Genomic DNA, 510 nt, shown 5'->3' on the forward strand with positions numbered 1-510 from the left:
ATCTGGTGGTAGAGGTCGGTGGTGTAGAGCAGCCAGAGTCCGCCTGCGTTGAGCGTGGCGGCGACGGCCGGATGGGTCACGGCGCGCACGACGGGGTGGCGCAGCAGGCCCGTCAGCGTCCGGGCGCAGGCCGCCGGAAGGGCCCGCAGCGCGAGCGTGACGGGGGCACCGAGAACCAGGAGGAGCGGGGCGAGCATGCCGAGAAGAACGTGCCCGAGCATGTGGGCGGTGAAGCTGGCACGGGCCGCCTCGGCGACCGGGCCGAGCAGCGCCGCGCCGGCGCAGAGGAGCCCCGCGTACCACAGGGGGGTGCGGTGCGCCGGCCCCGGGCTCCGGTCACGCGCGGCCCACAGCGCGGCCGCGTAGCCGACTGCGGCAAGAACCAGGACGAGGACGACGCCGATCTCGAGCACCGCCCAGGGACCCGCGGTGTGCTGGTGGCTCATCACGTCGCTCAACGGGAGGGGCGGGCCCGCCGCAGCAGAAGGAGACCGACGAGGACGAGCAGCA

At 74.5% G+C, this 510-nt stretch carries 1 protein-coding gene; it reads right to left on the bottom strand.

Features of this window, described 5'->3' with window-relative positions; all coding sequences use genetic code 11:
* Positions 1–446: cytochrome c oxidase assembly protein (locus ABD774_RS21630; RefSeq protein ID WP_345045867.1), on the bottom strand; the 446-nt coding region annotated here is incomplete at its 3' end.
* Positions 447–510: the final 64 nt, after the last annotated feature.

Source organism: Georgenia daeguensis, assembly GCF_039537705.1.
GTDB lineage: Bacteria > Actinomycetota > Actinomycetes > Actinomycetales > Actinomycetaceae > Georgenia > Georgenia daeguensis.